At 46.4% G+C, this 7,584-nt stretch carries 5 protein-coding genes; 2 read left to right on the forward strand and 3 right to left on the reverse strand.

Features of this window, described 5'->3' with window-relative positions:
* Positions 1-24: 24 nt before the first annotated feature.
* Positions 25-1,923: a GDSL-type esterase/lipase family protein gene (locus DWW90_RS11465; RefSeq protein ID WP_233547720.1), complete on the reverse strand. Its 1,899-nt coding sequence runs from the start codon at positions 1,921-1,923 to the stop codon at positions 25-27.
* A 203-nt stretch (positions 1,924-2,126) separates the two neighbouring features.
* Between DWW90_RS11465 and DWW90_RS11470 the strand changes: the two genes are divergently transcribed.
* Positions 2,127-3,569 carry an MFS transporter gene (locus DWW90_RS11470; RefSeq protein WP_122345063.1) on the forward strand — a complete coding sequence of 481 codons (1,443 nt, stop codon included), beginning with the start codon at positions 2,127-2,129 and terminating at the stop codon, positions 3,567-3,569.
* A gap of 101 nt (positions 3,570-3,670) precedes the next feature.
* On the opposite strand, the gene DWW90_RS11475 is transcribed toward DWW90_RS11470, so the two are convergent.
* Positions 3,671-5,725: an alpha-L-fucosidase gene (locus DWW90_RS11475; protein ID WP_122345064.1), complete on the reverse strand. Its 2,055-nt coding sequence runs from the start codon at positions 5,723-5,725 to the stop codon at positions 3,671-3,673.
* A gap of 282 nt (positions 5,726-6,007) precedes the next feature.
* On the opposite strand from DWW90_RS11475, the gene DWW90_RS11480 reads away from it, so the two are divergent.
* A complete protein-coding gene (locus DWW90_RS11480) occupies positions 6,008-7,378 on the forward strand; it encodes a Gfo/Idh/MocA family protein (protein ID WP_122345065.1) in 1,371 nt (456 codons plus the stop codon).
* Positions 7,379-7,390: 12 nt separating this feature from the next.
* On the opposite strand, the gene DWW90_RS20785 is transcribed toward DWW90_RS11480, so the two are convergent.
* The coding region (locus DWW90_RS20785; RefSeq protein ID WP_233547721.1) for a hypothetical protein at positions 7,391-7,584 on the reverse strand (194 nt) is incomplete at its 5' end.

Genomic DNA, 7,584 nt, shown 5'->3' on the forward strand with positions numbered 1-7,584 from the left:
CTTTTAATGAATCAATATCCCCGCTCATTGATTTACCACGAAATTCCGTATCTGGCATTCCGTGCCGAGCGAATCCTGATTTTTCTTTTTCGACATGCGGAGAACCAGTTTGTGATCGGTATTTTTTAATTCTGTTTCCAGCATATATACCCAAGGGATATATAGGTTGTGGCTCCATTCTGTGAAAGTATCCAATTGTTTGAATGGGGCGCCGTCTACGCTGTATTCCAAGATACCGGCAGAAGGACCGCTGACACAGAAAATACCGATTGCTTTTCCCTTAAACTCAAGGGTTAATTGGTCGCCGGGGCGTGTGGCTTCCAGCATTGGGACATCTACGAAGCCTTTTCGTTTGCCCGCTTTATTGTCGGGATGCCAGTTGTCGACCAGCTTCCAACCTTTGTCTGAATGTGCTTTTTGGATATCGATAAAATCTCCGTTGTCGTAACAGTAGGCATCCAAAGGCTTGGAGGGAATTTCATGAGGCACAACAGCCTTTTCCGGAGAAAGGCCTTTCCATAGGTCGTCAAAAAGGTGCCCGATAGCCGCAGCATAAAATTTATGCCCGAACGGTTTGGGGTGCGTTCCTCCGAATTCATCCCAGGTAAATTCGCCATCTTGCATCCGTTCACCTATCTCCTGACAGAGGTTGATGGAAGGAATAAGATAGTGGTTAGCCACCCGTTCGTGGTTCAGGATCACGTCCGGTGTCTGCTTGCGGGCAACCATCGGAATGAAAGGATCATAGATGAAATGGAGCATCACGATGTCCATCTCCGGGTTGCTTTTCAGTGCATGGCGCACTTCGCCCTCCATTCCGCGTACTTGTTCGAGCGCACTGAATCCGTTGGTGTCGTCGTTTACGGCCGCTTCCACAAAGAGAAGGTCCACTTTCCCTTTCGACAAGATGTCGTGTTGCAGGCGGAAAGCGCCCGGAGTTGTTCCGGTCGAACCGATACCGGCCTCGATCCATTCAAATTCAGTATAGGGGAAACGTTGCTGTAACTGTTGCTCGACCCTGTTGCGCCATCCGTCCATTTCTGTGATGGAACCACCTAAAAAGGCAACCCGTGCACGGCGTTCTTTCTCGAATTTATGGAACGAGTTTTGCAGGCTGCCACGCACATTATAATGTAGATACTTCTCATATTCCGGCTGTTGGCGGAGAATGAAGTCTACTACCGGTTCCGGATTGTCCAGGCTATGCGGGTGGTGGTCGCATCCCTTCTTGATGATTACTTCAACCGGGCCTCCCGCTGCGAGGTAACGGGAGCGTACGATATCCATATTCTCTTTAAAGGGAACGGTCTGGTCGCTGTCACCGCATACGCTGATAATAGGAATACCGGCAGAAGCTATTGGTGCCAGATTATCGATCGGGTTTCCTTTGAAACTGTTCATATCTGCATCTGTCAGGTTCCATTCTTTTAACAGGTCATTCCATAAAGAGGCGTTCCTTCCCGGCCAGCTGAACACGTCGCATACAGGCGCATCTACATATATGCAAGCTACTTTGTCCGTGTTTTGGGCAGCCCAATTGAATGCGAATAACCCACCCCGGCTGAATCCCTCTAATGTGACTTTGTCGGAGAGGCCGTAGCGTGCGACCATTTCATGATAGAAATCTGTGCCCAAAGCAACAGCTCGCGGACTTCCGTATAAATGGGTTACGTCATAATAAACAATATGGAATCCTTTTTCCAGTAAAGCTTTGTCTACACTTGGAAAAGCATCGAAGAAGGCGGGCCGCCATATCCAGGGATTTCCTTTTGCAGCCTGTTTCGGGACGACGACAATCGCCTGCCGGTCTTTGAAGGTGAAATCGTAGCGGTCACATCCGTTCCATTCGCCGGTCTTTTCCTGGGCGTGGATGGCCAAATTGGCTATCAGGGTGAAAAGTATCAGATAAATAACCTTTTTCATAATAATTAGAGTATGCATAGTGTTTATATTACAGATGGCAAACGTACATAAAATGCTTTTTTTATGCAAATCAATTGTCTCATAATCCCGAACAGGATGTGAAAGAAATAAAATAGTAGATGTATTCGCACACACAAACTTGTATATAACGAAAAAAATAGCTTATATTTGCCGGCGTATTATGAAAAACGAATATTAATATCATGAACACATTTCAAAAAGTAAATGAGAAGATGACTAATTACAGATGGACAATCTGTGCCATGTTATTTTTCGCAACAACAGTGAATTACCTCGATCGACAGGTTCTTTCTTTGACCTGGGATGAGTTTATCAAACCTGAATTTCACTGGGATGAATCCCATTACGGTACGATAACATCAGTTTTTTCAATTGTATATGCCCTCTGCATGCTGTTTGCCGGTCGCTTTATCGACTGGATGGGAACAAAGAAAGGCTATCTCTGGGCTATCGGTGTCTGGTCGTTCGGTGCATGTCTTCATGCTGTTTGCGGTGTGGCAACCGAACATTACGTAGGGATGCACAATGCTGCAGAAATGATCGCTGCAACCGGTGATGTTGTGGTTGTATTAGCGACGGTGAGTATGTATTTCTTCCTGGCTGCCCGCTGTATTTTGGCATTGGGTGAAGCCGGTAACTTCCCGGCTGCCATTAAGGTGACAGCTGAGTATTTCCCCAAGAAAGACCGTGCTTATGCCACTTCGATCTTTAATGCTGGTGCTTCTATCGGTGCTCTGATCGCTCCTATATCCATTCCTCTGCTGGCAAAGGCTTGGGGCTGGGAAATGGCGTTTATCGTAATCGGTGCGCTTGGTTTCGTTTGGATGGGCCTGTGGGTCTTCATGTACACGGCACCGAGTAAGAGCAAGCATGTCAATAAAGCGGAATTGGATTATATTGAACAGGATAAGCACGAAGAAGGCGTTGTCTTTGTAGAAGAAAAGGATGAGAAGAAGATCGGCTTCTGGCAGTGCTTTACTTTTAAACAGACTTGGGCTTTCATTGCCGGTAAATTTATGACCGACGGTGTTTGGTGGTTCTTCCTTTTCTGGACTCCTTCCTATCTGAATACACAGTTTGGTATCAAGACTTCCGACCCGTTGGGTATGGCGTTGATCTTTACCCTGTATGCTGTGACCATGCTTTCTATCTATGGTGGTAAACTCCCGACAATCTTTATTAACCGCAGTGGCATGAACCCATATGCAGCGCGTATGAAAGCAATGTTGATTTTTGCATTCTTCCCGTTGTTGGTTTTGCTGGCGCAGCCGTTGGGTACGGTTTCTCCCTGGTTCCCGGTTATTCTGATCGGTATCGGTGGAGCTGCCCACCAGTCCTGGTCTGCTAATATTTTCTCAACTGTTGGTGATATGTTCCCGAAATCAGCGATTGCCAGTATCACGGGTATCGGCGGTATGGCAGGTGGTGTCGGTTCCATGATCTTGCAGAAAGTAGCAGGAAACCTGTTTGTTTATGCCGATGCTACCCAAATGACATTTATGGGCTTCTCCGGTAAACCGGCCGGCTATTTTGTGATATTCTGTGTCTGTGCTGTCGCTTATCTGATCGGATGGGTGATCATGAAGATGCTGGTTCCGAAATATAAAGTTATTGTTCTGGAATAATTTGAATATAAAATTATATAAGGTATAAAAAGAAGGAGGATACGTTTGCCGTATCCTCCTTTTTTGTAGGAATTTTCTGATATTCCGATTTAGTAGCCGTTTTATTCTGTGATAACGGAGAATTCCCCGATTCCTGCTTGAGGCAGGCTGTCGACAATCCGGGTTGCTACAAGCCGGATGGTGTTTCCTTTCACGGCCGGAAAATGAATAACTTGCTCAATCGGATTTGCCTTGATATTTGAAAACTCGCCCTCTGCTACTTTCTTTCCGTCGATAAATAACTGATAGTTGGCAATGTGTCCGCCGGCGTCCCTTCCTTGGTTCGGGGTGTACCGGAAACCTGAGATTAGCCTGTCTTTATCCAGCCGGACAGTCAGTTCCGGCTTGCCTTTAGGCAAATAGAAAGCCGTGTAGCCGTTCCCGTCGAAAATGTTATTTGCCTTTTCTTCTTTGGGAGAAATAATCGTATAGCAGCTTGCCGGAATATCCAGTTCCGATACGGATACCGGGCTGCTCTTATCAAATGTCGGGTCGTAAGAGATCGCTTTGACCATGCCTTTTTGGGCAAATGTGAAAGGTCCCGTGTAGACCGTTGCCTCTTTTGTCGGGTCGCTGCCGTCAGTAGTATAATGGAGCTCTGAATTGGCATCACCTGCCTGGATGGAAACTTCGTTGTTTCGGTTGCGGCTGATGACAGGCTCTGTCATTAGTGCCGGTGCCAAGAATGCTTCTACATTATTGATACATAACGGGCCTCTTGCATCGGTAAAATTGATCCGTATTTTGTCTGCCCTGAATGTCTGGAGGCGGACAATACGTTTGTAGCCGACTGTCGTTGTCGAATCGACTGCCTGAACCGGATACCATTTGCCTTCTTTTTCGGCTTCAATATTGAACGATTTGACTCGTTGTCCCAATGGGATATATTCCTGAATAACCAGACGGTTTATCTCTTTGGCAGTGCTGAGGGTGAAGGTCAGTGTCCCTTGGGTTACACCGTCATCGGTTGCCCAATAAGTATCCCAGTTCCCGTCGTTCACTTTGTTTGCGCTGAATTTGTGTCCACGTGTGTTGCTGGCCTCCACATAGGCCCCCTCTAACAGATTATCTTTCATGTCGTTTTGGATCGTCTGATACCATTCTATGGCCCGGATGGAATCAGACGGACTGATCTTCCCGTTGAGGGCAACCGGGAAATTCAGCAGGAAATTGGCATTGTGTCCGACACTGCGGTAATACAGGTCGACCAGCTTGGCCAACGATTTTACCTGGTGGTCTTCCCGGGCATGGTAGAACCATCCCGGACGGATGGATACGTCGCATTCGCCGCCCAGCCATTTGTCGCCGTTTTCCATTCCCCACTGGCTTTGACGGTAATTTGTTTCTTTATCGTATGAATAAGGAGACCATTGCGTGTCACCCGCCCATCCTTCTTCGTTTCCGATCCAACGGATATCGGGAACTGTCCCGCCGAATATCATGGCTGAAGGATGCAATTCTTTGATCGCTTTTCGCGCCTCTTCGTATTTGTAATAGGTCTTAGCGTCGATAGAACGGCTTTCGTCAGCCCCTCCGTACCAACCGCTGCCGCCATTTGCCCCGTCGAACCAATACTCGAATAGCGGTCCGTAGTTGCTGATCAATTCATGCATCTGGGCATGGAATTTCTCGACATATCCCGGAGTCCCGTAGTTGGCGCTGTTACGGTCCCAGGGAGAAAGATATAAACCGAATTTAAGTCCGTGTCTCCGGCAGGCATCCGATAAATCCCTTACCATATCGCCTTCCCCGTTTTTCCAGGGAGAGCTTTTCACGCTGTAATCCGTCGTAGCAGTCGGCCACAGGCAGAAACCGTCATGGTGTTTCGCTGTCAGGATTACACCTTTCAGACCGGCAGCCTTGATGGTACGTACCCATTGGTCGCAATCCAGGTCTGTCGGGTTAAAAGTAGATGCGGGTGTATTCCCGTATCCCCATTCCAGGTCGTTGAATGTGTTCAGTCCGAAATGGACAAAGGCATAAGTTTCCAATTTATGCCATTCCACCTGCTCAGGTGTCGGAACTGGCAAAACAGGAGCTGGCGCCGTAGCTTCTTTACAAGAAAGCAAGAGGCTTAAACCGAGCCCGCATAGAAGTAGTGAATTTGTGTTTTTCATTATTTGTGATGAATTTATGTATGGGTCAAAGATAAGAAAAAAACGAATTTGGAAGGTCGTATTACATTGTTAGCTTTTTTTAATTATTGTCATCCCTAATGCTTTGGGAATGGCTGTGCTTCGCGTTAATACTACAATATGTAATGACTTATTGTTTAAAATACAATTTGCAGGAACTTATATTCTTAATAATATGTATGATAAAACAAAGAAAATATTTTCTTGTTTCGGTAAGATTCAGTATGTTTGAGGAATATAGAATCTAAATTATTACTTATTACCATGAAGAGACGAGACTTTTTAACAAACACCGCTCTGTTAGGAGCCGGTATTCCATTAGGCATGACATCGGCAGTAATGACTTCTTGTTCCTCACCGCAGGGTGGCGATGCTCCTGCTCCTAAAACATACACTCCGGAAGAATTGGGGATGTATTCATTTGTAGAAGTTGCTCCTGACGGGAAACCGCTGAAAGCCGCTTTGGTTGGTTGTGGTGATCGTGGAACCGGTGCTGCCACTCAGTTTTTGAGTGCCGGACCGAATGTGTCGATTATTGCGTTGGCGGATTTATTTCCGGATAGAATGAATAGTTGCCGTAAGGTTCTAAAGGAAAAATTCAATAATGAAGTTACCGATGCTAATTGTTTTTTGGGTTTTGATGCTTATAAGAAAGTACTGGCCATGAACGAAATCGATGTTGTGTTGCTTTGTACTCCTACGCATTTTCGCCCCGAACAGTTTAAGGCAGCTGTGGAAGCCGGAAAGAATATCTTTATGGAAAAACCTTGTGCTGTCGATCCGACCGGTATCCGTACTGTGATTGCTGCGGCAAAAGTGGCTACTTCGAAAGGGCTTACCGTTATTACGGGGACACAGCGCCGCCACCGTAGAGATTATTGGGAGGCATTCGTGCAGGTGAAAAATGGTTTGATTGGTGATATCGTTTCTTCTACGGCCCATTGGGATCAGGGTGCCTGGTGGAATAAGCGGAAACGTCCCGAATGGAGCGATATGGAATATTGTATTCGTAACTGGTTTAATATTAAATGGCTGAGTGGCGATCATCTGCTCGATCAGGCTGTCCATAATATCGATATTGTGACTTGGTTTATGGAGGATCGCCCTGTCCGTGCAGTAGGCTTCGGGGGACGGGCACAACGTTTGACAGGCGATATCTTCGACTTTTTCAGCGTAGACTATTATTACAACAATAATAAACGCATGTTGGCAACCGCCCGCCAGATTGACGGATGTGATGGAAACGTGTCGGAACAGGTTTACGGAACAAAAGGCATGGCTCAACTGAATGACCGGGGTGAAATAAAGATCGTTGATTATAATGGAAATGTGCTTTGGGAATACGATTATAAGAATAAACCTGTTAAAAACCCGTATGACCAGGAACATGTGCATCTTGTAGAGTCTATCCGTTTGAATAAAAAGATAAATCAAGCTGAGGCTTTGGCTTACTCTACTCAAGTCGCAATTCTGGGACGTGAAGCCGCATATACGGGCAAGCCGATTTCATGGGATGAGATTATGGCTTCTACCTTGCACTATGGTCCCGAAACGTATGAGATGGGTCCGTTGCCATTCTATAAAGAGGGTCAGGCTCCGGTTCCGGGTAAGGCTCCGGATGCTCCGGTAATGTAATCAAGGGGGGGCTTATTGTAAAAAACTCCTTTTCGCCTTTCGCTCGGCCTCCAAAAGCGAACAAATGTTAATCCGCTTTTTCACCGTCAAAAAGGGACTTTTTCCTCTTTTTTGAGCGTTTTCCCCAATTACGACCGTCCTAATCGCCACCATGACCGTGCTAATGTGTAGTGTACTCGGCACCTCGCAAAGATTAGGACGGTCGT

This window comes from Parabacteroides sp. AF17-28, from assembly GCF_003479205.1.
Classification (GTDB): domain Bacteria; phylum Bacteroidota; class Bacteroidia; order Bacteroidales; family Tannerellaceae; genus Parabacteroides; species Parabacteroides acidifaciens.

Coding starts and splice junctions, on each gene's coding strand:
- DWW90_RS11465 (WP_233547720.1), bottom strand. CDS start 1,923: ATGAAAAAGGTTATTTATCTGATACTTTTCACCCTGATAGCCAATTTG.
- DWW90_RS11480 (WP_122345065.1), top strand. CDS start 6,008: ATGAAGAGACGAGACTTTTTAACAAACACCGCTCTGTTAGGAGCCGGT.
- DWW90_RS11475 (WP_122345064.1), bottom strand. CDS start 5,725: ATGAAAAACACAAATTCACTACTTCTATGCGGGCTCGGTTTAAGCCTC.
- DWW90_RS11470 (WP_122345063.1), top strand. CDS start 2,127: ATGAACACATTTCAAAAAGTAAATGAGAAGATGACTAATTACAGATGG.